19 protein-coding genes are annotated in these 23,747 nt (G+C 64.6%); 8 read left to right on the top strand and 11 right to left on the bottom strand.

Features of this window, described 5'->3' with window-relative positions; all coding sequences use genetic code 11:
• The first annotated feature begins 71 nt into the window (after positions 1-71).
• The 6 genes from ccsA to zapD all read left to right on the top strand — a co-directional run bounded on the left by ccsA (position 72) and on the right by zapD (position 6,089).
• The gene (gene ccsA / locus ING98_06985) at positions 72-932 is read left to right on the top strand and encodes a cytochrome c biogenesis protein CcsA (protein MCA3101599.1); all 861 of its coding nucleotides are present in this window, start codon (positions 72-74) and stop codon (positions 930-932) included.
• Positions 933-1,007: 75 nt separating this feature from the next.
• Positions 1,008-2,312: an HlyC/CorC family transporter gene (locus tag ING98_06980; GenBank protein MCA3101598.1), complete on the top strand. Its 1,305-nt coding sequence runs from the start codon at positions 1,008-1,010 to the stop codon at positions 2,310-2,312.
• A 125-nt stretch (positions 2,313-2,437) separates the two neighbouring features.
• Positions 2,438-3,667: a type II secretion system F family protein gene (locus ING98_06975; protein ID MCA3101597.1), complete on the top strand. Its 1,230-nt coding sequence runs from the start codon at positions 2,438-2,440 to the stop codon at positions 3,665-3,667.
• Positions 3,668-3,683: 16 nt separating this feature from the next.
• A complete protein-coding gene (locus ING98_06970; protein ID MCA3101596.1) occupies positions 3,684-4,550 on the top strand; it encodes a prepilin peptidase in 867 nt (288 codons plus the stop codon).
• A 6-nt stretch (positions 4,551-4,556) separates the two neighbouring features.
• Positions 4,557-5,228: a dephospho-CoA kinase gene (locus ING98_06965; GenBank protein MCA3101595.1), complete on the top strand. Its 672-nt coding sequence runs from the start codon at positions 4,557-4,559 to the stop codon at positions 5,226-5,228.
• Positions 5,229-5,330: 102 nt separating this feature from the next.
• The gene (zapD, locus tag ING98_06960; GenBank protein MCA3101594.1) at positions 5,331-6,089 is read left to right on the top strand and encodes a cell division protein ZapD; all 759 of its coding nucleotides are present in this window, start codon (positions 5,331-5,333) and stop codon (positions 6,087-6,089) included.
• Between the two features lie 15 nt (positions 6,090-6,104).
• Here zapD and ING98_06955 read toward each other — a convergent pair whose 3' ends face one another.
• The 5 genes from ING98_06955 to ING98_06935 all read right to left on the bottom strand — a co-directional run bounded on the left by ING98_06955 (position 6,105) and on the right by ING98_06935 (position 12,372).
• On the bottom strand, positions 6,105-7,700 hold the full coding sequence (locus ING98_06955) for a SulP family inorganic anion transporter (GenBank protein MCA3101593.1): 1,596 nt from the start codon (positions 7,698-7,700) through the stop codon (positions 6,105-6,107).
• 10 nt (positions 7,701-7,710) lie between these two features.
• On the bottom strand, positions 7,711-8,796 hold the full coding sequence (locus ING98_06950; GenBank protein ID MCA3101592.1) for a c-type cytochrome: 1,086 nt from the start codon (positions 8,794-8,796) through the stop codon (positions 7,711-7,713).
• 3 nt (positions 8,797-8,799) lie between these two features.
• Entirely contained in the window at positions 8,800-9,333 is a 534-nt protein-coding gene (locus tag ING98_06945) for a hypothetical protein (protein MCA3101591.1), read from the bottom strand.
• Between the two features lie 23 nt (positions 9,334-9,356).
• The gene (locus ING98_06940) at positions 9,357-10,214 is read right to left on the bottom strand and encodes a PhnD/SsuA/transferrin family substrate-binding protein (protein ID MCA3101590.1); all 858 of its coding nucleotides are present in this window, start codon (positions 10,212-10,214) and stop codon (positions 9,357-9,359) included.
• 82 nt (positions 10,215-10,296) lie between these two features.
• Positions 10,297-12,372: an EAL domain-containing protein gene (locus ING98_06935; protein MCA3101589.1), complete on the bottom strand. Its 2,076-nt coding sequence runs from the start codon at positions 12,370-12,372 to the stop codon at positions 10,297-10,299.
• 315 nt (positions 12,373-12,687) lie between these two features.
• Here ING98_06935 and ING98_06930 point away from each other — a divergent pair, with 315 nt between their 5' ends.
• Positions 12,688-12,894 carry a DNA gyrase inhibitor YacG gene (locus tag ING98_06930; protein MCA3101588.1) on the top strand — a complete coding sequence of 69 codons (207 nt, stop codon included), beginning with the start codon at positions 12,688-12,690 and terminating at the stop codon, positions 12,892-12,894.
• Entirely contained in the window at positions 12,887-13,849 is a 963-nt protein-coding gene (locus ING98_06925) for an alpha/beta hydrolase (protein ID MCA3101587.1), read from the top strand. Before ING98_06930 ends, ING98_06925 begins: the two co-directional genes overlap by 8 nt.
• Here ING98_06925 and ING98_06920 read toward each other — a convergent pair.
• The 6 genes from ING98_06920 to secA all read right to left on the bottom strand — a co-directional run bounded on the left by ING98_06920 (position 13,836) and on the right by secA (position 23,655).
• Complete coding sequence (locus ING98_06920; protein ID MCA3101586.1) at positions 13,836-14,864, bottom strand: tripartite tricarboxylate transporter substrate binding protein; 1,029 nt, start codon at positions 14,862-14,864, stop codon at positions 13,836-13,838. The two genes, ING98_06925 and ING98_06920, sit on opposite strands and share 14 nt — an antisense overlap.
• 84 nt (positions 14,865-14,948) lie before the next feature.
• Positions 14,949-17,675, bottom strand: coding sequence for an aconitate hydratase AcnA (acnA, locus tag ING98_06915; GenBank protein ID MCA3101585.1), 2,727 nt, complete (start codon positions 17,673-17,675; stop codon positions 14,949-14,951).
• A gap of 11 nt (positions 17,676-17,686) precedes the next feature.
• Positions 17,687-18,661: a Nudix family hydrolase gene (locus tag ING98_06910; GenBank protein MCA3101584.1), complete on the bottom strand. Its 975-nt coding sequence runs from the start codon at positions 18,659-18,661 to the stop codon at positions 17,687-17,689.
• A gap of 2 nt (positions 18,662-18,663) precedes the next feature.
• On the bottom strand, positions 18,664-19,623 hold the full coding sequence (locus tag ING98_06905) for an ATP-binding protein (GenBank protein ID MCA3101583.1): 960 nt from the start codon (positions 19,621-19,623) through the stop codon (positions 18,664-18,666).
• A complete protein-coding gene (gene argJ, locus ING98_06900) occupies positions 19,586-20,815 on the bottom strand; it encodes a bifunctional glutamate N-acetyltransferase/amino-acid acetyltransferase ArgJ (GenBank protein MCA3101582.1) in 1,230 nt (409 codons plus the stop codon). The genes ING98_06905 and argJ overlap by 38 nt, the downstream gene beginning before the upstream one ends.
• Positions 20,816-20,892: 77 nt before the next feature.
• On the bottom strand, positions 20,893-23,655 hold the full coding sequence (secA, locus tag ING98_06895; GenBank protein ID MCA3101581.1) for a preprotein translocase subunit SecA: 2,763 nt from the start codon (positions 23,653-23,655) through the stop codon (positions 20,893-20,895).
• Between the last annotated feature and the right edge of the window lie 92 nt (positions 23,656-23,747).

Raw genomic sequence — 23,747 nt, 5'->3', positions numbered from 1 at the left:
CACCGTGCGCGCACTGTGCCCTGCCGGGCATCCACCACCGGCGCGAAAGGTCGTTCGTGTAGACTCGAATCATGTCCGGAAGTCTACCGTATCTGCTGAGCGCGCTAGCCTATGGTGCATTCGCCGCATACCTCGGCCACCGATTGACGCGCGCGCGTACGCCGCGCCCACTGCCGTCCGCCCCCGGACAGATGATCGAACTGCCGACACGCTGGCATGCACCCTGGGGCGAACAGGCACTCGTCGGTACCATCCTGCTGGTCCACGCCTGGAGCGTGGGTGCAGCGGTGTTCCACGATGGGCAGGTATTCGTCGGCGCGGGCGTCGCGATGTCCGCGATCGTTCTGGTAACGGTAGCCATCCACTGGTTCGGCAGCTTCTTCTACAACCTGCGCGGCCTGCAGCTGCTGGTGTTTCCCGTGGCCGCGCTGTGTTCTCTGGCGCCAGCCGTGCTGGGTGCGCACGAGCCCATGCCCAATGCCGGTGTCCGGATGCTCACGGCACACGTGATCGTCGCGCTGCTGGCCTACGGGCTGCTCACCATTGCCGCGCTGCATGCGCTGCTGCTGTCCTCGCTCGACCGGCAGTTGCGGACCGGCACGCTGCCAGCACTCCTGACCGGGCTGCCGCCGCTGCTGACGATGGAGAAGTTGTTGTTCCGGATCATCGTCGCCGGTTTCGTACTGCTCTCGGCCACCGTGCTCAGCGGGCTCCTCTTCTCCGAAGAACTGTTCGGCATGCCGCTCACGTTCACGCACAAGAACGTGTTCACGCTGGTTTCCTGGGCCATCTTCGCGGCGCTGCTGGTCGGCAGGTTCCTTTTCGGCTGGCGCGGTCGGATCGCGCTGCGCTGGACCCTCTGGGGGTTCGGGGTCCTCCTGCTGGCCTACGTAGGCACTAAACTCGTGGTCGAGGTGCTGTTCGGCCGGTGATACAGCGCATGCGGGCTGCACCCGGTGCCTGCGCCCCGTTAAACTGACACCTTCGTCATCGACATACGGGAACCCTTGAACGAGATTCCCCTGCAGACGCTGCTGGTCGCGTTGTTCATCCTGCTGCTGGTGTCCGGCTTCTTCTCGATAGCCGAAACCAGCATGATGGCGCTCAATCGGTACCGGTTACGCCACCTCGTCAGCAGGGGCAACCGGGGTGCGATCATGGCCGCCGCCCTGCTCGATCGAACCGACCGATTGCTGGGCGTCGTGCTGCTCGGCAACAACTTCGTCAACAGCCTGTCGGCGGCGCTGTTCACGGTAATCATGTTCCGGACGCTCGGAGAGAACGAATGGGCGCTGTGGCTCGGCAGCGCCGGGGTGACCTTCTGCATCCTGGTCGTGTCCGAGATCACGCCGAAGATCATCGGCGCAACCTATCCGGAACGCATCGCGCTCGCGTCTGCCTACGTGCTTACCCCGCTGCTGCGCGTGGCCTGGCCGCTCGTCTGGTTCGTCAACCTGTTCGTGCAGTCGATCCTCTGGGCACTGCGGCTCAAGCGCGAAGAAGAAGGGGCGCACAACATGACGCCCGAGGAACTGCGCACCCTGGTGCTGGAGGGCGGGCATTACATCCCGCAGAAACACCGCAGTATCCTGGTCAACCTGTTCGAGCTCGAGCAGGTCACCGTAGACGACGTGATGATCCCGCGCGGGCAGGTCGAATGGCTCGACCTGGAATCGCCGCCAGAACAGTTGCTGGCGGAGATCGCCACCTGCTACCACACCCGGCTGGTCGTCTGCCGGGGCGACCTCAACAACGTCACTGGCATCCTGCATGTACGTCGTGCGCTGTCGCTGGTGCGCCAGGGCGGGCTCTCCGAGGCAGCGGATGTCGAAGCGCTGCTGGCCCAGCCCTATTTCGTGCCGGCGGGCACCGCGCTGTTCACCCAGATGGCGAACTTCCAGGAGCAGCACGAGCGGATCGGACTGATCGTCGATGAATACGGCGAGCTTCAGGGCCTGGTGACCCTTGAAGACATCCTCGAGGAACTCGTCGGCGAATTCACCACTACGGCACCGGGGCGCGGCGACACATTCACCCGAAGCGAGGACGGAAGCGTGCTGGTCGAGGGCAGCGCGACACTGCGCAGCCTCAACCGCAAGCTCGGCCTCAAGTTGCCGATGGACGGTCCGAAAACATTGAACGGGCTTATCGTCGACTACCTGCGCGACCTCCCCGAGCCAGGCACCACGGTGAAGATCGCTGGATATCCGCTCGAAGTCGTGCAGACCCAGGAAAGGTCGATCCGCTCGGTACGCGTCTTTCCCCCGGTAGAGGCCGAATCACGGGACACTTCGTTCGAGCGCAGCGGCTGACCCGGGAAGCGACTGCACCCGGAAAACGAGTGCAGTTGGCCGGCGGGCTTTTGCAGACGAGTGTCTGGCAAGCCGTGGTAGCGTGATATCTTATCGTGGTTCTCGCATCAGGCGGAGCGCAGGCTATGGCCACAACGATCACCCAAGGCCGCAAGAAAGACGTCCAGGACTACCTCTATACATGGGTCGGTCAGGACAGGACAGGCAAGGCGGTGCGCGGCGAAATGCGCGCGAACGGCGAGAACGTCGTCATCGCCCAGCTGCGCCGGCAGGGGCTGTCGTTCATCAAGGTGAAGAGGCAGCGGGTCGGGCGCGGCCGCAAGATCACCGAAAAGGACATCGCCATCTTCACGCGCCAGCTGGCGGTGATGATGAAGGCCGGTGTGCCGCTGCTGCAGGCGTTCGATATCGTCGGCAAGGGACATTCGAACGCGGCGGTCCAGAAAGTGCTGATGACCATCAAGGTCAACGTCGAGACCGGCTCCAGTCTGAGCCAGGCATTCCGAGGCTTTCCCGAGCAGTTCGACGACCTGTTCTGCAACCTCGTGGCCGCCGGAGAGCAGGCCGGTATCCTTGACACGCTGCTGGATCGCCTCGCGACGTACAAGGAAAAGATCATCGCGATCAAGGGCAAGATCAAGTCGGCGCTGTTCTATCCGATATCGATCGTCGTGGTCGCGTTCATCATCACCGCGATCATCATGATCTTCGTGATCCCGTCGTTCAAGCAGGTGTTCGCGAGCTTCGGTGCGGACCTGCCGGCCCCGACGCTGATCGTGATGGCGATCTCGGATTTCTTCGTCGCCTACTGGTGGGCGATCTTCGGCGCGGTCGGCGGCGCGATCTATCTGTTCATCGGCGCATACAAGAAATCCGAAACAATGCGCAACGGCATGGATCGGCTGATACTGAAGACGCCGGTGTTCGGCGAAATTGTCCAGAAGGCGTCGATCGCGCGCTGGTCGCGCACGCTGGCGACCATGTTCGCCGCTGGTGTGCCGCTGGTCGAAGCCCTCGGTTCGGTAGCAGGCGCAGCGGGTAATGCGGTCTACATGAAGGCCACGAAGCGTATCCAGCAGGAAATCTCGACCGGCACCAGCCTGACCGTGTCCATGCAGGGCTCCGACGTATTCCCCAACATGGTGCTGCAGATGGTCGCCATCGGCGAGGAATCGGGCGCACTGGACGGCATGTTGTCCAAGGTAGCCGACTTCTACGAGGCGGAGGTCGACGACGCGGTCGATGCGATGTCCAGCCTGATGGAGCCTGTCATCATGGTCGTTCTGGGCACGCTGATCGGCGGCATGGTGATCTCGATGTACCTGCCGATCTTCAAGATGGGCCAGGTCGTCTGACCCGACCGTCCCAGACATGAACGACGTCATCGAACTGCTGCGCGGCGAGCCGGCGCTGTGGATCGGCATCGCGGTGCTGATGGGCCTGATGATCGGCAGCTTCCTCAACGTGGTGGTGCATCGACTGCCGAAGATGATGGAGCGCGAGTGGGCCGCGCAGTGCGCGGAACTGGCCGGCACGGAGCCGGAACCGCAGCTCGCATTCAACCTGGCGAAGCCCCGGTCGCACTGTCCGTCGTGCAGCGCGCCGATCACGGCGCTGCAGAACCTGCCGCTGGTGAGCTGGATGGCGCTGCGCGGCCGCTGCGCGTCCTGCGGAGTGGCGATCCCGTTGCGCTACCCGCTTGTCGAGGCGACCACCGGCGCCATCGCCGGCTTCCTCGCCTGGCACTACGGCTTCGGCCCGGCCGCTGCACTTGCCTTCGCTTTCTGCGCGACGATGCTTGCGCTCGCACTGATCGACTTCGACACCCAACTGCTGCCCGACAGCCTGACCCTGCCCCTCCTGTGGGCGGGCCTGCTGGTGAACATATGGGGTATCTTCGCGCCGCTGCAGGAGGCCGTCATCGGTGCCGCCGCGGGTTACCTGTCGTTGTGGACCGTCTACTGGGGCTTCAAGCTGGTGACCGGCAGGGAGGGCATGGGCTACGGGGACTTCAAGCTGCTCGCCGCGATCGGTGCCTGGCTCGGCTGGCAGGCGCTGCCCCTCGTGATATTGCTGTCGTCGTTGGCCGGTGCCGTGATCGGCATCGCGCTGATTGCGGCGGCAAGGATGGGGCGCAGCGTACCGATGCCGTTCGGGCCCTACCTGGTGATCGCCGGCGTGGTCGCACTGGTCTGGGGCGACGACATCATCGCCGGGTACCTCAAGCTGATGGGTTGACGCCGGTTGGACGAACCAGCCGCCGTTCCAGCCCCGCCGGTCGGGTTCGTAGTCGGACTGACCGGCGGTATCGGCAGCGGCAAGTCCACGGTGGCCAGCCTGTTCGTCGAGCTTGGAGCCGCACTGGTCGACACCGACGCCCTCGCCCACGCCCTGACCGGCCCGCATGGCGATGCGATGCCGGCGCTCATCGAGGCATTCGGCCCGGCGGTCGCCGGACCGGATGGTGCACTCGACCGTGCCCGGATGCGCGAGCGGGTGTTCTCCGACCCGATCGAACGAGCGCGTCTGGAAGCGATCCTCCATCCGATGATCCGCGCCGCTGCGCAGCGGGCGCTCGACTCCACTGCAGCACCCTATGCCCTGCTGGCGGTACCACTGCTGTCGGGCAGCGGTGGATACCGTGAGCGGATGGACCGGATATTGGTGGTAGACTGCTCGCGTGAGTGCCAGATCGCCCGGGTGATACGGCGCAGCGGGCTGTCCCTGGCACAAGTGATGGCTATCATCGCGGTCCAGGCCACGCGCGAGCAGCGACTCGCGATGGCGGACGATGTGATCGACAATGACGGTGAAGAGTTCGCGCTCGAGCCTCAGGTCGAAAAGTTGCACCAGCAATACCTGCGCCTCGCGCAATCGAAACGGTCGGCAGCGCGTCCCCGCTCGCCGGACGCCTGAACTGAACAGCCGTGCGTCGTTGATCTCCGGTGACGGCACCGCGGGATCCTGCGAAAAAGCATGTTCGATTCGCACACGCTACCCGAGCAGACCGCAGCTATCGTGATCGACTACGAGTTTCCACTGAATGAGCGTACGCGAACGCTGCTCAGGCTGGAAGACCTCTACGACAAGCTCGCCTATTTCGTTTCGCGCGACCACCCGCTCGAGCACCACGTCGCGCTGGTCACGCTGTTCGAGATCATCGAGGTGGCCAGCCGCGCCGACCTGAAGTCGGACCTGCTGCAGGAACTTGAGCGCCAGAAGCATTCGCTGGAGGCACTTCGCAGCAATCCGCAGATCTCGGTCGACGCCCTGGATGCCGTACTGCGGGATATCGACCAGGCTGCCGGCAGCCTCTACAACCTGACCGGCAAGATCGGCCAGGACGTGCGCGACAACGAATGGCTGATGAGCATCCGGCAGCGCTCGAACATCCCGGGCGGCGTGTGCGAATTCGATCTGCCGACCTACCACTACTGGCAGCACCGGCCGATCGAGGAACGCCGCGCCGAGCTTGGCCAGTGGATGGCGCAATTCCTGCCGCTGCGCGACAGCCTGACCATCGTGCTGCGCATCCTGCGCGACAGCGGCAAGTCGTCCCAACGGGTAGCCGCGCAGGGCGTTTTCCAGCAGATGCTCGCCGGACGCGCCGTACAACTGGTGCGGGTTCGGGTCGCACGCGAGTTGCCCTGCGTGCCGGAAGTCAGCGCCAACCGCTACATGCTGAACATCCGCTTCACGCAGCAGGTCCCGGGAAGCGACCGTCCGAAGGTGATCGAGGCCGACATTCCGTTCGACCTCACCTTCTGCAACCTGTAGCCCGCGGCAGACCCGTCAGAACTCGGATCGCTGCCGGCGATCGGGCTTGTCGCGGCGGCGTCCGGTACGGCGCTTGCCATCGGATGCGGCGCGCCGCTCGACCTCGCGCCGATCGTCGAGACGGCGGCGGTCGGTCAGGGCAGCCTGCTGCGCTTCCTTGGCGGCCTTCAGCCAGCGGATGCCCTCGCGATCGATGTAGAAGCACTCGGAGAAATCGATCACGACGCTGCCTTCGCGCGCGATCGCCCGGTGGTACATCGCCTCGATCATCGGCAACGAGCCGTAGTAGAGGTTGCCGCGAATCTTCAACTGATTGCCGCTGAGGCTGATGTTCGGGTGCGCCTGCTCCCACTTGGAGTAGGCGATCGCCAGCACCGAACCGACGATGACCGCGCCGAAGAGGTCGAGGAACAGCACCGACAGGAACGAGGCAAGGAACACGATGGACTCGCGCCGATCCTTGAAGTGCGGCTTGATGTCCTCCCAGTTGATCATGTTCGCGCCGAGCAGCATGATGACCGCAGCCATCGCGGGCATCGGGATGATGGCGATCCACTGGGCGAGGAACAGCACGAGTACCAGCAGGATGACGGCCGACGCCGCGGAGGCCAAGCGACCGTTCCCACCCAGGCTATGGATCAGCCACATGCGATTGAAGGAGGCACATGTCGGCAACGACGAAAGGAAAGGCAGCACGCAGTTGGACACTGCGTCGGCGAAAATGCCTCGGCGACTATCGGTGAAACTGCCCATCTTCCGGTTCATCCGTCGCATTGCCGCCACTGTCTGGAATAGCCCGAGCAATGCGAGCGTCACGGCACCTGGAAGGATGGCGATGATGTCTGCCATGGCCTCCTGGCTGAACAATGGCATCGACGGCAGCACGAAACCGACATACGAAAGGTTCGCTATCTGCTCGATCAGCGTGTTCTGCAAGCCGACGGTCGCGCTGAGGTACTCCGAGTAGGCTGTTCCCGCCGCGACACCGACAAGGATGGCCCAGTTGCGTAACCGGGCGACCTGCCTGACAGCGAGGCTGGTGACCAGGGTGATCATGCCTATCTGGATCGCATAGAGGTTCCCGATCTCGAGGACAGCCAGGAAAGATTGCCATGCGATCCAGAGCGGCCATTCGACTTGCGTGTTTATCGGCAAACCGCCGAAGCTCGTCAGCGACTTGAAAATCAGGAATACGCCAATCCCGCAGATCAGGCCGTTCACGATCGGTTCGTTGATAAGATCGAGCATGCGACCGAGTGGGCGCACCAGCACGAAAAGCATCTGCACGAGCCCGGCGAGCAGGATCAGTGTCAATGCATAGCCGATATAGTCAGAACCAAACTGCGGCGCAACTGGCAGCAGCGTAATCCCGACCGCCGCCGACATGGTGGTGTTTGGTCCACCGCTGAACACGCGTGACGGGTTGAGCAGTGCCGTGAACAGAACGCCCCATATTGCGGCGTAGATGCCGAAATGCGGTGGAAGACCAGCCAGCGTGGTCGAGAAAGCAATCGCTTGCGGCAACGTCACCACCGCCAGCGTGAGGCCGACGAGCAAGTTGCCGCGCAATGCCGCCAGACCCTGGGGTATCGCCCCGGAGAACGTATTCATCTCATTCCGTTCAATGAGGCGCTCGCGATAGGTCCCCGCGCTGGAGTGAATCCGCGTAGGCCGTCAGCGGGGGCATCACGATCATCATCAATTGCTGCCAGACGGCCGCGAGCGGCCCCTGCAGATCTCCGGCAGGACGCGGCAGGGTACTCAGGAAATAGGCAATGTCGCGGCACTGCTGCCCGTCGAGGCTTCCCTCTGCTCCCGGCGGCATGTTACGGCAAATGAATCCAGGCATGATCGTGTTGACGGCAGCGAAATTCATGCGCGAATCCAGACTGAAGGAATTCCGGCCAGCCACGGCCGGATACACGACCCGACCGTCTGCCACGAGGCCAAATCCCTGCGGCCCATGGCAGGACGCGCAACGTTCGCGATAGATGAAGGCGCCGCGCACATAGTCATCGCCTCGCCGTCCGGTTGCAGCAGCGGGGATTTCATCCATTCCCTGCTCTGGGTACCGGTTGCCTATCTTGAGGTCGAGCGCCGCAGCGATGAACCTACTGTAGGCGGTCACGTCCCGCAGCAGGTCGTCGGAGATATTCGGCTTGAATCCATTCGAAGAATTGATGTAGCACTGCATCTGGCGCAATTCGTGCGAGAGTATGAGGCCAGTGAATCGGTCATACATGTCCGCCATAACCCAGGACGCACCGAGATTGTTGGAGCCCTTCAGGCGGTTGCCTTCTGCATCCTGCTTGTCGCCTGCGTCCTGGTGGCAGTGGGTGCACGTCGTATGGCTTCCGCGAACAAAACGTTGCGCATTCCATCGTTCCGCATTACCGCCCTGCGCCATGAAGCCTTGAAGGTCGTCAATGATGTTGCAGCCTCGCTGGATCGCCCGCACGTCTTCTTCGCTGTACCCCTCCATGACCGGTGCCATGCCACTCACTCGGACGAGGTAAGGCGAGCGATATGTGGAACCCGCGGAAAGGCCATAGGCGTCGAGCTTCGCCTTGCACGTCGGCGTGAGTTCTACCGCAGAAAGACGCATGCGGTCGCGGTCTTCGTGCTTCTGGACAGCAAGAAAATACAAACCACCCAGAGTGCAGACAAGCAACGCGAATCTCAGGAATCTCGCCGACAGTACACCCATCTCTCACCCCCCCCCTTTGCGCGCACCTTCACTCAACTGCAGGTGACTGGCAACAGCGCGCGCGAGTAAGCGGATATCCCGGATCGCAGGATCGTAATACGTGGGTACGAACCCATCCATCGAACTTGCGTAGCAACGCATCACGCGCTCTTCGAACGACACCCGGCGCTGGAGGGCCGCATCGAACCGATCGGAATTCACGAGTCCGTAGGCAAGCGATTCAACCGTATGGCAGCCAGAGCATGAGTTGACCGGGTCCCTCGATGACTTCCGAGTGAACCGCCGACCATACTCGGGCGTGAAGTGGAACAGGTTGTACCCGTTCTGCACACCCCTCGTGAAGTAGCCGTCTGCACCGAACTGATCGACACCATAGTCGGTCAGGAATTCGGTCCATCCAGCGGTAGCCGTGGAATGCGCCCGAATGACGGGGATTCCGGATCCGAAGTGTGCCCAGATCACGAATACCAGCACGGCAAACACCGGAAGAACAAGATTCACGCGCGACCGCGCAGAGTTGACTCGTTCACCCACCATGTTGCTGCCCCTGCCTGACCGGTCTAAGGTTTGATCTGTTGGCTACCGATGACCGCCCTCACCATCTTCCGGTGAGGGTTGTAATCCTTGTCTTCGGCTTTTCCGATACCAGTGAGTACGGCCGCCTTCAAAACCTGCCGTCCTCTCTCCCCGGCATCGAGGTCGATCAGTACAGACTGGATTCGCTCGCGCAAGCCTGGGGCCATCGTTCTCCTCACTGCCCATGGCAGATGAAGCAATTGATCCGAAACTGCAAGCACTGTGAGTTCATCGACATTGACTACCTTTTGCAGCGCAGGTTGCTCTACGGCACCGTCCCCCGAGCCCGCCGCATCTGCCTGCTTTCGATGAACACCGATGACTGAGTTTAGCGGATTCACTGCAAACCGAGCGTTGATGTCGCTTCGTGTCAGCCCCGCCTTCATGAGTAGATACATCGGAGCGATGTAGCCGATCATCGCATCCTCGCCTCCGCCAAACAACACGGTCCGCCCACGCAGTTGCCCCACGCTGGTTATGTTGCTGTCCTTCCTGACATAAAGCGCACCCGCCAGCGTGCTCTTTCCGAACTCCTTGTTGTGAGCGATGACCTGGTAGGTATTGGAGGAGCGGATGTAATGGAACTGGTTGTAAAGGACAATGTCGAAACGCGCCTGCTCCACGCCGACCCAGAACGCATCGAAGTCTCTGGACGCGACCAGTACCACTTTTCGTCCCAGTCGCTCGGACAGGTACTCCGCCATAGGTCCGTAGCGCGTGGTCGTCTCACTGGCGTGAAGCCGCGGAAACACGCCCAACACCAGGGGTGGCGCATCTGCGGCGACGACGGACTTGGCGCCCAGCGCGAAGAAGGGCAGCAGCAGGCAGAAGACCACCGCCATGCAGCCTGCACGAACGGCAGAGCGGCTACAGTTCATCGCCTGCGCCCTCCCCCAAGGTAGGATTTGCAGATCACCTTGAACATTAGCCTGCCAGCATGATCTTGTGCCTGGTGCCACCCGGCGTATGTGCATCGCGTGCACGGGCAACCTCCAGGAACGCCTGGTAGGCATTACGGTCCATAGGCTGGGCAAGAAGATAGCCCTGTGCGAGCGAACAGCCCTGATCTGCGAGATAGGTCATCTGTTCTTGGCGTTCAACACCCTCGGCAACCACATCGAGTCCGAGTCCTTTTGCCATGGCCAGGATCGCGTTGACAAGCGAAACGTCTTCCGAGTTTTCGGGCAGGCCAGCGACGAAGCTGCGGTCTATCTTGAGTACGTCGAACCGGAAGCGCTTCAGGTAGCTGAGTGATGAATAGCCGGTTCCGAAGTCGTCGAGCGACAGGCTGACCCCTGCCGCACGCAGGCTGTTCAGTTCTTCCGCGACGTGGTTGTGGTCATCAAGCAGCACGCCCTCGGTGATTTCCAGCTCAAGCGCCTGTGGTGGGATCCCATAGGTCGCCATGAGTTCTGCGAGACGTCGTGAAAATCGCTTCCTGAACTGGACCCGCGAAATATTGATCGCAAGGAAGCCAGGCGCAAACCCGACTCGTTGCCACGCTGCCCAGTTCAGGCACGTCTGCTCGAGAACCCAGTCACCTATCCCGACGATCTGTCCCGTAGCCTCGGCGATCGGTATGAAGACGGAAGGGCTGATGCTCCCACGTTCAGGATGATTCCATCTGAGAAGCACTTCGGCGCCCCGATGATTTCGCGTAGCGGCATCGAAGATCGGCTGGAAGAAGACCTCGAACTGCCCTAGTTCCAGCGCCTGATTCAGGTCCTGCTCCATCTGCATCCGCTCGTGAAGCCGGGTATTCATGTCCTCCGTAAAGAAGATCGCCGACCCCTGACCGGCGGCCTTGGCCTGATACATGGCGTTGTCGGCATTCGCCATCAGCGCAGCCACGGTATCCCCGTTTTCGGGGAACAGCACAATGCCGATACTGCACCGCGCAACCACCTTGCGACCGCTCAGAACGTGGGGCTGAGAAATCGCGCGAACCAGGCGTTCCGCGATCTCTTCGGCCTGGAACTCGTTGATCACATCAGGAACAAGGACGAGGAACTCGTCGCCTCCCAGGCGCGCAACTGTATCGGCATCACGCAGGATCCCCTGAACGCGGGCGCCGGTTGCCACCAGAAGCTCATCGCCAACTGCGTGCCCGAGAGAATCGTTGACGCTTTTGAAGTTATCCAGGTCGATGAAGAACAGCGCGAATCGGTGGGATATCCGACTCGACCGGCTGATGGCGTGGGTAATCCGATCGAGGGCCATCAGCCGGTTGGGAAGCCCCGTCAGCGTATCGAAGTTAGCCTGCCGATGAAGCTTCTCCTGCTCCTTCCGTACCTCTTCGGCCATCGCATTGAAGGCCTTTGCCAGTTGTCCCAGTTCGTCCTCGGCCTTCACCTGTACCAACGCATGCTGGCCGCGGCCAACATCCCGGGATGCTGAAATGAGGGCCTGAATGGGAAAGAGAACGTTGAAACGGAAGGCAAGATAGATCGCGAGGCTGAGGAACAGCACGATGACAGTCAACGCCGCCACCTGAACTTCCAGCTGCCGACGCGATTCGCGTTGAAGCGTGTGTTTGCTGATGCCAACCAGGAAACGTCCGAGTTGCTCATCGTTATGTACGATCGGGAACTCCAGCCGAATCAGTTCGGATTCGTTATCCAGTTGTCGAAGCAGGTCGAGCACATCACTTGATGCGGTCTCCGGCACCCGTGCCAGAACCAGTGGATCAACCCGGTCGATGTACGCACTCAAAGGCGAGCCCGCAGGACTCAGGATCACGCCGTAGACCACGTCCGGCTGCGCAGAGACCTGCCGTGTGTATTCGTTCAGCAACAGGAAATCGAACCCGAGGATGGCCTCCGGGCTCACCAACGAGATCAGACGGCCGAGCGCCCGCCCGCGTTCGACAAGCTGTTTCTCGTGGAAGCGCGTCGATGTATGGAGGGAATAGAGCGTGTTCGCCGCCATCGTACAGACGAGGATAATCAACACCGTCAGGGTGAACTTCGCACCAAGGCCGAGCTGTCCCTTCACTCCCATCTGCTGCCTCTTTGGTCCGCTTGCATCAGACTGATCCCGGCCCCTGGGTGAATCCATTGTCACGATAGCCGGTTCAATTTGGACCCTTCACACTCGAGGAAAAACTTGTACTACCTCCCTTTTCTTGTTCATTATCGTATGCAAACGCTTGATCTTGACTGATTTTTTTTGTTTGTCCAGAAAATCTGTGCCAATGGACAGACATGATTCCGTCCATCAAAACGGCAGCGCGCCATGCCCACCCGGGTACACTCGATGCTTCGGTCTTCATACTCTCTCGCGCATTCCTCGCCAAGCCGCCGCACCTCAAGAGCCATGGCTGCAGAGCCTTCCCGCACTGAAACCGCCCGGATCCGTAAGGTCGCATGCCCGAAATGCGGCTCGACCGTGGAATGGAGCACATCCAACCGCTTCCGGCCGTTCTGCTCCGAGCGCTGCCGATTGATCGACCTCGGCGCCTGGGCGAGCGAGGACTACCGGGTGCCCGACGTGGTCAAGCCGATGGACGAATCAGGTGAATGACCCGCAGGAACCGCTCGCCGCCGGGGACGGGAGTCCCGTGCTGCCACCGGCCGTCAGCGGCGAGCGGGTACTGCTCGACACCCCGTCCGGACAGGTCAGCTGCTACCGTGCCGGGCTGGCGAAGCCAGGATCGATGTCCGAAGGGTCGGCGGCGATCACACCCATGCTCCTGGTGCACAGCGTCAATGCGGCCGCGTCGGCCTATGAGGTAAGGCCGCTCCATGAATACTTCGCCGCGTCGCGCCCGGTCTACAGCCTGGACCTGCCGGGCTACGGATTTTCCGAGCGCAGGCCCGGCGAGTACACGCCCCGACAGATGACCGATGCGCTGCATGCGGTGGTCGCGTTGATCCACCGCGACCATGGTGCGGTGGCGGTCGATGCACTGGCGCTGTCTCTGTCGTCCGAATTCCTCGCGCGCGCCGCGGTCGAGGATCCGGCAGCCTTCCGCAGCCTGGCCCTGGTCAGCCCGACCGGCTTCAGCGGCCCGCGCCGGCGGTATGAGCCTGTCGGCGGCTCGCGCAAGGTGGATGCCCTGTACCGGTTCTTCAGCCGCCCGGGCATCGGTGCGCCGGTCTTCCGCTGGCTGACTCGGCCAGGCGTCATCCGCTACTTCCTGCAGCGAACCTGGGGCGGCAAGGCGATCGACGAAGGCATGTGGGCCTACGACGTGATCACCACCCGGCAGCCCGGCGCCTGGCATGCACCGATCAGCTTCCTCACCGCCTGCCTGTTCAGCACCGATGTCAACGCGCTGTACGAGAAGCTGGTGATGCCGGTCTGGATGTCGCACGGCGTGCGCGGCGATTTCGTCGACTATCGTGGCATCGACACCGTCCGCGGGCGGCCCAACTGGACCTTCACGGTATTCCAGGCCGGTGCCCTCCCTCACTTCGAGGCGGGCGTGCCCTTCCTGGCCGAGTACGAGCGCTTCCTTGCCGTCAGTCGGCCTTGATGCCGGCGGCCTTGACGATCTTCCCCCACTTCGCGATCTCCGACTTGATGTAGGCCGTGAACTCGGCCGGCGTACCGGGGATCGCCTCGATACCCTGGTTCGCATAGGTCTCGCGCAGGCCTGGCGAGTTGAGGACCTTCACCAGTTCGGTGTTCAGCCGCGCAACGATCGACTGCGGCGTCTTCGCGGGGACCACGACGCCGTACCAGTTGTTCGCTTCGAAACCGGGCAACCCGGATTCGGCAACCGTCGGGATGTCGGGCAGCAGCGAAGAGCGTTTGCCGGTGGTGACCGCGAGCAGGCGGGCGCGACCGGCCTTCACCTGCGGCATCGCGCCTGGCACCACGGTAATCACCATCGGGATGTTGCCGCCGATCAGGTCGGCCATCGCCGGGGCACCGCCCTTGTAGGGCACATGCGTCATGACGAGCCCGCCCATCAGGGACATCAGTTCGCCAGCGAGGTGGCCGGTGCCTCCGATGCCGGAGCTGCCGTAGTTGAACGTGTTGGGCTTGGCGCGTATCAGCGCGATCAGTTCCTTCATCGTCGATGCCTGAACCGACGGATGGACGACCACCACGTTCACCGGCGCAGCAGCCAGCGTGACCGGCGCGAAGTCGCGTACCGGATCGTAGGTGAGCCGCTCGTAGATCATCGGGTTGATCGCGAAGTTGGCGATGGTGCCGAACAGCACGCTGTATCCGTCGGGGCTGGCGCGCGCGACGATCTCGGCGGCGACGTTGCCGCTGCTGCCGGGGCGGTTGTCGACGACGACCTGCTGGCCGACCGCTTCTGCCAGCCGCTGTGCGACGGGCCGGGCGGCGGTATCGGCGCCGCCACCCGGTGCAAAGCCCACCAGCAGCCGGATTGGCCGGTCCGGGTACCGTTCAGTTACGGTGCCCGATCGGCTCGTGGCCGGCTGCGCCAGTACCTGCGGCGATGCGAGCACAACCGCGAAAACAACGAACAACGTCCGCCATTGCCGGTCGAACAGGGGGAAACCGGTGCAGTCCATGTCCATCCTCCGCCAAGGGCTGTTGTCGTACGCGGATGCTACCGCACCCTCGCCCGCGCACAGCCGATCTGCCACGGCGTTCGTTCAGCGCTCGGGCCCGGCCGCAAATCGCCGCACCATCCGGGGCAGCACGCCGCCATGCTGCAGCCAGCCCAGTTCGCGCGAAGACTCGAGCACGCACCACAGTGTGAACGAGGAGCAGCTCCCGTCGGTGCGCGTGACCTCGACCTCGACGCGATTACGCCCGACCGAGAGGGCCTCGAGGCCATCGAACGTGAAGGTCTCGCGGCCGTCGTGGCACAGATCATGCCGCGTCAGCCCGGCATCGTAGAGCAGCGGCAGCACGCCGAGCGCGAGCAGGTTGCTGCGATGGATGCGCTCGAAACTCTCCGCAACCACCACGCGCACCCCGAGCAACGCAGGCGCCTTTGCTGCCCAGTCACGGCTGGAGCCGGCGCCGTAGTTGCGACCAGCGAGGATCACCAGCGGCACGCCCGCTTCCCGGTAGGCCGCACACGCTTCGTACACCGGCAGTACCCGCGCCCCGGACAGGTCGAAGGCATGGCCCCCGGCTGGCGTCGACTCGGCCGACAGCACTTCGTTGCGCAGGCGGCGGTTGCTGAAGGCGCCGCGCAACAGGACCTCATGGTTGCTGCGCCGGGTCGAGTACTGGTTGAGGTCGCGCTCGACGGTGCCGCGCGCCAGCAGGTAACGGCCGGCGAGGCTGGCTGCCGGTATCGTCCCCGCCGGCGAGATGTGGTCGGTGGTGATGTCGTCGCCGAGCTTCAGCAGCAGCCGCGCCGCGCGTACCGTGCGCAGCCCCGGCGCATCCGCAGCCAGGCCGTCGAAGTACGGTGGCCGGCGGATGTAGTCGGATGCCGCTTCCCAGGCGAAGCAGGTACTGCCGGGAGCATCGATCGCCTGCCAGGCCGGCGGTCCGTCGGTGATCCCGCGGTAGGCCGCTGCAAACAGCTCGGGCACCACATGGCGCTCGATCACGGAGCGGATCTCGTCGTCGGACGGCCAGATGTCGGAGAGGATGACGGGCCTGCCGTGCGCATCAAGCCCGAGCGGATCGCGCGTGAGGTCGATGTCGACCGTGCCCGCGATCGCATACGCCACCACCAGTGCCGGAGACGCTAGGTAGGCACCGGAGAGGTGTGCGTTGACCCGTCCATCGAAGTTGCGATTGCCGGAGAGCAAGCCGATTCCGCACAGGCCCTGTCGCTCCACCGCCGCGACCACGTCGGGCTGGAGCAGCCCCGAGTTGCCGATGCAGGTCATGCAGCCGAGCCCTGCGACGTTGAAGCCGAGTGCATCGAGGTCTTCCTGCAGTCCGGACGCCGACAGGTAGCCCGCCACCACGCGCGAGCCCGGCGACAGCGATGTCTTTACCCAGGGCTGGCGCCGCAGGCCGCGCCGGCGCGCGTTGCGCGCGAGCAACCCGGCGCCGACCAGCAGGGCCGGGTTCGATGTGTTGGTGCAACTGGTGATCGCAGCAAGCACCACCGCACCGTCGCGCAGTGGCATCCCGCCATCGATTGGCGTGAAGGTACGCGGCTGTCCGACCTCCGGCAGTGCAGGGCTCGATGCGTCGCGCGGCCGCGGCGCGAGCGCGGGAAGCGCCTGCAGGAAATCGGCGCGGACCGAGCCCAGCGGCTTGCGCTCGTGCGGATAGCGCGGCCCGGCGACGATGGCCTCGATCGTCGATAGGTCGAGCTCCAGCGTCTCGTCGAAGCGCGGATCGGGGTCGGCGCCGTCGAGCCAGATGCCCTGTGTGCGGGCATGGGCCTCGACCCGCGCGACCTGTGCGTTGCCGCGCCCGCTGGCACGCAGATAGGCGAGCGTCGCCTGGTCGATCGGAAAGAACGAACAGGTGGCGCCATACTCGGGTGCCATGTTCGCGACCGTCGCGCGGTCGGCCACCGACAGCGCCGCGACGCCCGGCCCGCAGAACTCGACGAAGCAGCCGAGCACGCCATGCGCACGCAACAACGCAGTCACGTGAAGCGCGAGGTCGGTGGCGGTCACCCCGGCCCGGAGACGACCTTCGAGGCGGACGCCGACCACCCTGGGTACCTGCATCGCCAGCGGCTCGCCCAGCATCACCGACTGTCCTTCGACGCCGCCGACGCCCCAGGCGAGCACGCCCAGCGCGTTGACCATCGGCGTGTGGCTGTCGGTACCGACCAGCGTGTCCGGCCAGGCGATCGGTGCGCCGCCGTCGCCCGCCTCCGACGCCTTGACCACCTCGGCAAGGAACTCAAGGTTGATCTGGTGCAGGATGCCGCTGCCTGGCGGCATCACGCGAAAGTTCGACAAGCTCTGCTGCGCCCACCTGACAAACCGGTAGCGCTCCGCGTTGCGCCGGAAGTCGATCTCGAGGTTTAGGCGCGCTGCATCCGGACTGGCGTGGTGTTCCACGGTGACCGAATGGTCGATCACCAGGTCGACCGGTATCACCGGATTCACCTGCGACGGATCGCCGCCGAGCGCGGCCACCGCATCGCGCATCGCCGCGAAGTCGGCCAGCGCCGGCAGGCAGGTCGTATCGTGCATCAGCACGCGCGCGGGGAAGAAGTCGAGCTCGCCGCCACGGTCGAGCGTGCCATCGGCCCGCACCAGCGCGCGCAGCCGGGCCGGCGCGTGCAGCGCCGCGTTCTCGAACAGGATGCGCAGCGTGCGCGGCAGGCGGTCGAGCACCGCATCGGGCAGCACGCGCGCGAGATCGATGCAACGGCAGGCCTCAGCCTCCGCACCGAACGATTTGAGCAGCGAGGGATCAGGCGATGCAGGCAGGGGTATCCGCATGGTCGATGCCTTCAGGAGGGTTCGCGCCAGGCCGCGCGCTGGAAGGCTACGCCCTGCGCACCATGGCTGCGCGCCAGCGCGAGGTCGGCCGGCGCCAGGCCGCCGAGGGCATAGACCGGGATCGTCGACGTCGATGCCAGTACCGCGAACGCCGGCCATCCGAGCGGTGGCGCACCCGGGTGCGTCAGCGTTGCCGCGACCGGGCCGAGCACCGCGAAATCGCAGCCGAGCGATCCAGCCTTTTCCAGCTCAGATGCATCGTGGCAAGACGCACCGACCAGCGGTAGCGCCGGTCGCCGTTCCAGGGCTGCCAGCTGCGCTGCACGAAGATGCACGCCGTCGGCACCGATGGCCTGCGCCAGCAGGCTGTCGCCGTTGACCAGCACGCGCGCGCCGGCCCGGTGTGCGCGTGCCACCACCTCGCGTGCGAACGCGGCCAGTGCATCCGGCGCCATGCCGGGCTCGCGCACCTGGACCAGCCGCAGCCCGCGCATGAGCGCCGCGTCGAGGGCCTGCAGTTGCGCCGCGACACCGACGTCGGCGGCCTGGGTGAGTGCGTACTCGAACGGCAGCCGCAGCGCGGCGAGGATCGGCCCGTTGGCCGGCAGCATCGGCTCGACCGCCGGCGCATCGGCCCGCTCCCAGCTGAACGCCTGTCCTTCATTGCCGCGCACTTCACCGCGCCACTGCGGGATGCGCAGGAAGCGCAGTTCGACCGTCGCATGCGGGTAGGTGAAGCGCCGCCGCAACCAAGGGTGGGCGACCTCGACCTCGACCGTGAGTTCCTCGCGCAGCTCGCGCACGATCGCTTCGAAGGCGGTCTCGCCCGCCTCGATCTTGCCGCCGGGGAACTCCCAGTACCCGGCGTAGACCTTGCCCTCCGGCCGCTGGGTGATCAGCACCCGCCCGTCGCTGCGCTCGAGGATGCCGGCAACTACCCGCAGCACCGGCGGCGGCGATGAACCAGCCGGGTCGGCGGCGGACATGCTCAGCCGCGCTGTCGCTTCTGCCGCGCGGTCGCACCCATCTGCTGACGGCCCGCCCAGTCGCGCGCGAAGTGCCAGGCAATGCGCCCACTGCGCGAGCTACGGCCGAGCGCCCACTGCAGCGCCGCCTCGCGTACCTGCGGCGAACCGATGTCGTGGACGCCGAAGTGGGCGAGCCAGTGATCGACGATCGCGAGGTACTCGTCCTGCGTAAACGGCCAGAACGACACCCACAATCCGAAGCGCTCCGACAGCGAAATCTTCTCCTCGGAGGTCTCTCCAGGGTGGATTTCGTCGCCGACATGCTTGTATTCGAGGTTTTCGTTCATGTACTCCGGCATCAGGTGGCGCCGGTTCGAGGTCGCATAGACCAGCACGTTCTCCGAGGCGGCCGAGATGGAGCCGTCAAGGACCGTCTTGAGCGCCTTGTAGCCGGGCTCGTCGGCTTCGAACGACAGGTCGTCGCAGTACAGGATGAACCGCTCGGGGCGTGCGCTGATGGTGTCGACGATCTCGGGCAGGTCGAGCAGGTCCTGCTTGTCGACCTCGATCAGGCGCAGCTTCTTCGGCGCGTACCGATTCAGCACCGCCTTCACCAGCGACGACTTGCCGGTGCCACGCGCGCCGGTCAGGAGCACGTTGTTCGCGGGCGCACCCTGTACGAACTGGCGGGTGTTCTGGTCGACCAGCTTCTTCTGCGCATCGACGCCCTGCAGGTCGGCAAGGTCGATCCGGTGCCGGTGGGTGACCGGCAGCAGCTGGCCGTGCCCGTTGCGCCGACGCCAGCGGAACGCCACTGCGGCCTTCCAGTCGATCACCGGCGTCGGTGGTGGTGCCAGGTGGGCCAGTCCTTCGACCAGCCGCTCTGCCGCGTCGGCCAGGCGCGCGAGCGCCGCCGCCGGCAGCTCGACGGCCGGCGCCGCCTCAGGTGCGGTATTCCGCGTTGATCTTGACGTAGTCATAGGAGAAGTCACAAGTCCAGACCGTGGTGGCCGCGCTGCCGCGGCCGAGGTCGATGCGAATGGTGATCTCGGCCGGCTTCATCACGCGGGCGCCGTCTTCCTCGCGATAGCTGGCGGCACGGCCGCCATCGACGATGACCTTCACGTCGCCCAGGCTCACCTGTACGCGCGAGGTATCGAGGTTGGCGACGCCAGCATTGCCGATCGCCATCAGCAGGCGTCCGAGGTTGGGGTCGGAGGCGAACAGCGCAGTCTTGACCAGCGGTGAGTTGGCCACGCCGCGCGCGACGCGCAGGGCCTCCGCTTCGTCCGACCCGCCGCATACGTCGACCGTGATGAACTTGGTCGCGCCCTCGCCATCGCGCGCGATCGCCTGCGCGAGTCGGGCAGCCACGTCGACCAGCGCGCCTTCCAGCACCGCGAGCCTCGGATCGGCATCGGCTGCGATCGGCGCAGCACCCGACTGTCCGGTGGCCATCAACACGAACGAGTCATTGGTCGATGTATCGCCGTCGACCGTCACGCGATTGAACGACCGATCGGCTACCCGCTTGACGAGCGACTTCAGGACCGGGCCCGAAACGGCCGCGTCCGTTGCGAGGTAGGCCAGCATGGTCGCCATGTTCGGCTGCAGCATGCCGACGCCCTTCGCGATGCCGGTGACGGTGACCGGCACGCCGTCGAGCGTCACTTTCGCCGAAGCGCCCTTGGGCACGGTGTCGGTGGTCATGATCGCGGCTGCGGCCTGCGCCCAGTGGTCGGCACCGAGGCTCGCAACGCACGCCGGCAACGCAGCCTGGATCTTCGGCATCGGCAAAGGCTCGAGGATCACGCCGGTGGAGAACGGCAGCACCTCGGACGGCCTGCAGCCGATCTCGGAGGCCACCCAGTCGCAGGACAGGCGCGCATCGGCCAGCCCGCGCTCGCCGGTACCGCAGTTCGCATTGCCGGCATTGACCACCAGCGCCCGGACTTCCCCGCCCAGCGCAAGGTGCTCCCGGCAGACCTGCACCGGAGCGGCGGCGAAACTGTTCTGCGTGAACACGCCGGCCACGCGGGTGCCGGGGGCCAGCCTCACCAGCATGAGGTCGCGCCGGCCGGCCTTGCGGATACCGGCTTCGGCGAAGCCCAGCTCCACGCCGGCGACCGGCGACAGAGAGGCGGGATCCGGCGGGGACAGATTGACGGGCATCGCTTCAGTTCCTCTGTTCGAACGCCGACGCTGCGACAGCGCGGACGGCGGCGGCAGGTTCGGGCCGGCGGCTCAGCTCAGCTCAGCCGGCCGTGGCAGACCTTGTACTTCCGGCCGGAACCGCAAGGACAGGGATCGTTACGGCCGACCTTCTGGCCGGGGCGCACGAACGGCGCGGGACGGTCTCCGGTGCCGGGATCGGCATCCGGATAACCCTGCATCGGCAGTTCCGCTTCGCCGCGGGCGTCGGCCGCGAGCGCCTCGCCCGCATCGGCGTGCTGGTACGTAACGTTGTGCAGTTGCGCGGGCTCGTCGACCCGGGCGACCTCCTCGGCGCTGCGGATCTGCACGAGCATCAGCGTACGGGTGACGTCCGCCTTGATACGTTCGAGCATGTCGCTGAACATCGTGAACGCATCGGACTTGTATTCCTGCTTCGGATTCTTCTGCGCATAGCTGCGCAGGTGGATGCCCTGGCGCAGGTGGTCGAGCGCGGAAAGGTGCTCGCGCCAGTGCGAATCGAAGCTCTGCAGCATCACCGCGCGCTCGTACTGGCGCATGACCGGCGGTTCGATGCTGGCGGTCTTCGCCTCGTACTGCGCCGTGGCGGCCGACAGGATGCGCTCGACCAGCGTCTGCTCGTCGATGTCGTCCTCCGAAGCCAGCCACTGCGCAACCGGTATGTCGAGGCTGAACTCGGACGCCACGAACTTCTCCAGCCCGTGGCCGTCCCACTGTTCATGCACGCTGCCAGGCGGAACATACTGGGCGACCGACGCGCGCAGCACGTCGTCGCGCATCGCCGTCACGCTCTCGAGCATGTCGCCCGACGCGAGCAGTTCGTCGCGCTGCTGGTAGATCACCTTGCGCTGGTCGTTCGACACGTCGTCGTACTCCAGCAGCTGCTTGCGGATGTCGAAGTTGCGTGCTTCGACCTTGCGCTGGGCATTCTCGATCGCGCGCGTGACCCAAACGTGTTCGATGGCCTCGCCTTCGGGCAGCTTCAGCCGCGTCATGATCGCGGCGACACGGTCGGACGCGAAGATGCGCAGCAGCGGGTCTTCCAGCGACAGGTAGAAACGGCTGGAACCCGGGTCGCCCTGGCGGCCGGATCGCCCGCGCAGCTGGTTGTCGACCCGGCGCGACTCGTGGCGCTCGGTGCCGATGATGTGCAAGCCACCAGCGGCGATCACCTGGTTGTGCATGCCCTGCCACTCGGTGCGCAGCGCACTGATGCGGGCCTCCTTCGTCGCCTCGTCGAGGCCGGCATCGGCACGGACCTTGTCGATCTCACGCTCGACGTTGCCACCGAGCACGATGTCGGTGCCGCGGCCGGCCATGTTGGTGGCAATGGTGATCATCTTCGGTCGTCCGGCCTGGGCGACGACGTCCGCCTCGCGTGCATGCTGCTTGGCGTTCAGCACCTGGTGAGGCAGCTTCTGCTTCTCGAGCAACCTGGAAACCAGCTCCGAGGTCTCGATCGAGGTGGTGCCGACCAGCACCGGCTGGCCACGTTCGTAGCAGTCGCGGATGTCGGCGGTCACGGCGTCGTAGCGTTCCTTCGACGTCCGGAACACCTGATCCATGTTGTCATTGCGCACCATCGGCCGGTGCGTGGGCACGATCACCGTCTCGAGCCCGTAGATGTCCTTGAACTCGTAGGCTTCAGTGTCTGCCGTACCAGTCATGCCGGACAGCTTCGAATACATCCGGAAATAGTTCTGGAAGGTGATCGACGCGAGCGTCTGGTTCTCTTTTTGGATGGATACGCCTTCCTTGGCCTCGACCGCCTGGTGCAGGCCGTCGGACCAGCGCCGGCCAGCCATCAGGCGACCGGTGAACTCGTCGACGATGATCACCTCATCGTTCTGCACCACGTACTGCTGGTCACGCAGGAACAGGGTGTGGGCGCGCAGCGCGGCGTTGAGATGGTGCATCAGCTGTATGTTGGCCGCAGCGTAGAGGCTCGAGCCCGGCTCGAGCAGGCCGGCCGCGGCCATCAGCTCCTCGGCATGCTCGTGGCCTGCCTCGGACAGGATGATCTGGTGCTGCTTCTCGTCGACCCAGTAGTCGCCTTCGCCTTCTTCCTCTTTCTGCCGGACCAGCTTCGGCACGATCACGTTGACCTTGTTGTACAGGTCGGTCGTGTCGTCGGCCTGGCCGGAGATGATCAGTGGCGTGCGCGCCTCATCGATCAGGATCGAGTCGACCTCGTCGACGATCGCGTAGTGGAGGGGCCGCTGCCGCTTGTCGGCGAGCTGGTACTCCATGTTGTCGCGCAGGTAATCGAAGCCGAACTCGTTGTTGGTGCCGTAGGTGATATCGGCGCCGTAGGCAGCCTTCTTGTCGCCGCTCTCCTGCTGGGTCAGGATCACCCCGACCTCCAGCCCGAGGAACCGGTACACCCGCCCCATCCAGTCGGCATCACGCTGGGCGAGGTAGTCGTTCACCGTCACTACGTGGACGCCCTTGCCAGCCAGCGCATTGAGATAGGCCGGCAACGTCGCCATCAGCGTCTTGCCCTCGCCGGTGCGCATCTCGGCGATCTTGCCGTTGTGCAGGACCATGCCGCCGATCAGCTGGACGTCGAAGTGACGCATGCCAAGCACGCGACTGGACGCTTCGCGCACGACCGCGAACGCCTCGGGAAGCAGTGCATCCACCGATTCGCCGTTGGCCACGCGCGCCTTGAAGGCCGCCGTCTTCGCGGCCAGTTCGGCATCGGTCAACGATTTGAGGGACGGTTCCAGCGCGTTGATTCGCGCGACCGTCTGGCCGTAGGCCTTGAGCAGCCGCTGGTTGCGGCTGCCGAACATCTTCTTGAGGAGGTCTGAGAACATCGGTCGCTGCTGGAGGGTTGCCGGGGACGGCCCGGCTGGCCGGAAAACCCCCTAGTCTAACCGGGTAGACCCTGTTGTCGGCGGCCGCCGGG

The organism is Rhodocyclaceae bacterium, assembly GCA_020248265.1.
In the GTDB taxonomy this organism is placed as follows: Bacteria; Pseudomonadota; Gammaproteobacteria; order Burkholderiales; family CAIKXV01; genus CAIKXV01.
The sequence above is the reverse complement of the archived record's forward strand: the minus strand, read 5'-3'. Positions and strand labels throughout refer to the sequence as shown.